Genomic DNA, 1,885 nt, shown 5'->3' with positions numbered 1-1,885 from the left:
CCCCCCCCCCCCAGCCGATGTCGTGGCGGTGGAATTCGCTGGCCCAGCGAATCTGCGCCACGCCGGCGTAGGCATGGCGCTGCGCCTGCGCCACGCTGTCGCCCAGCGCCGCCACGCACAGCACGCGGCCGCCGGCGCTGAGCACGCGGCCCTGCGCGTCCAGCGTGGTGCCGGCATGGAACACCTTGGCGTTGGCCGGCACCGCGTCCAGGCCGGTGATCGCTTCGCCGGTGACAGGCGTCTCCGGATACGGCGCCGCCGCCAGCACCACGCCCAGCGACGGGCGCGGATCCCACTGCGCCTCGGTGGCGTGCAGGCGTTCGTCGAGCGCGGCCTCGAGCAGGTCGAGCAGGTCCGACTGCAGGCGCAGCATCACCGGCTGCGTTTCCGGGTCGCCGAAGCGCACGTTGAACTCGATCACCTTGGGCGCGCCGCTGGCGTCGATCATCAGCCCAGCATAGAGGAAACCGGTGAACGGCACGCCGTCGTCGCGCATGCCGCGCACGGTCGGTTCCACCACTTCGCGCATCACCCGCGCGTGCACCTCGGGCGTCACCACCGGCGCCGGCGAGTACGCGCCCATGCCGCCGGTATTGGGGCCGGTGTCGCCGTCGCCGACGCGCTTGTGGTCCTGGCTGGTGGCCATCGGCAGCGCGGTGTGGCCGTCGACCATGGAAATGAAGCTGGCTTCCTCGCCGTCGAGGAATTCCTCGATCACCACGCGCGCGCCGGCGTCGCCGAAGGCGTTGCCGGACAGCATGTCGCGCACCGCGGCCTCGGCCTCGTCCAGCGACATCGCCACGATCACGCCCTTGCCGGCGGCCAGGCCGTCGGCCTTGATCACGATCGGCGCGCCCTTGTCGCGGACATAGGCCAGCGCGGCCTCGACCTCGGTGTGCACGGCATAGAACGCGGTGGGAATGCCGTGGCGCTGCAGGAAGTCCTTGGCGTAGGCCTTGCTGCCTTCCAACTGCGCGGCGGCGGCGCTGGGGCCGAAGATACGCAGCCCGGCGGCGCGGAAGCGGTCGACCACGCCCAGCACCAGCGGCACTTCCGGGCCGACCACGGTCAGTGCCACGCCTTCGTCCCGGGCCAGCGCGAGCAGTCCGTCGAGGTCGTTGACCTTGACCGGCACGTTGCGGCACTTGGCCTCGCCGGCGGTGCCGGCATTGCCGGGCGCCACCAGCACTTCGTCGACACGGGGGGACTGGGCCAGCTTCCAGGCCAGGGCGTGTTCGCGGCCGCCGGAGCCGATGACGAGCAGTTTCATCGCGGAATTCCAGATTGCAGGGGAAAGGGGAACGGCTGCGCCGGGCGCGCGCGCCTCACGTGCAGCCTTCGCGCTGCAGCGCCTCGGGGAAATGGTAGGTCCAGGTCTTCGCGTCCAGGGCGAAGCGGTGGCTGCGCTGCACCGGGCGCTGGCCGCACTCCGTGCCGGTTTCCTCGATCAGCAGCGGCCAGACGCGGGCGGCGTGGTCGCGGTCGTCGAAGCGCAGGGCGAAGTCGATGGCGAACTGGCCAGCCTTGCAGTCCGCGGCCGCATCGGCGGCATCGCAGTCGGCGGCGGCGCTGTTGTCGATGTGGCTGCGCACGCTGCCGGCGTCGACCAGGCCCTTGGGGCCGGGCAGGATCAGGGTCTGCGATTGCAGCGCGTAGCCCTGGCCGAACCAGCCGTCCTCGACGCGGAACCCGTAGAAATCGCTGCCGGCGCGGACGATGCCGACCTCGCCGGGTTGGCCCTGGCTGCCGTAGGTGCCGCCGGTGCGCTCGGCGGCGACGGCGAAGCCCTGGCCCTCGGGGCGCAGCACGTAGAAGTCGATGGTGCCCGGTTCGGGATGGCCGGCATCGCGTAGCGCGCCGCACACCGCCAGCAACTGCTGCCAGC

At 72.0% G+C, this 1,885-nt stretch carries 2 protein-coding genes; both read right to left on the bottom strand.

The genetic code is table 11. The annotated features are described in order from the left end of the window. On the bottom strand, nucleotides 1–1,270 hold a 1,270-nt coding region (purD, locus tag D588_RS0122405), incomplete at its 3' end, for a phosphoribosylamine--glycine ligase (protein ID WP_017917593.1). A 55-nt stretch (nucleotides 1,271–1,325) separates the two neighbouring features. Continuing rightward, a partial coding sequence (locus D588_RS0122400; protein ID WP_017917592.1) for a hypothetical protein occupies nucleotides 1,326–1,885 on the bottom strand: 560 nt, incomplete at its 5' end.

It is taken from the genome of Xanthomonas sp. SHU 308 (assembly GCF_000364645.1).
GTDB lineage: Bacteria > Pseudomonadota > Gammaproteobacteria > Xanthomonadales > Xanthomonadaceae > Xanthomonas_A > Xanthomonas_A sontii.
This window is presented reverse-complemented; position numbering and strand designations above follow the sequence as displayed.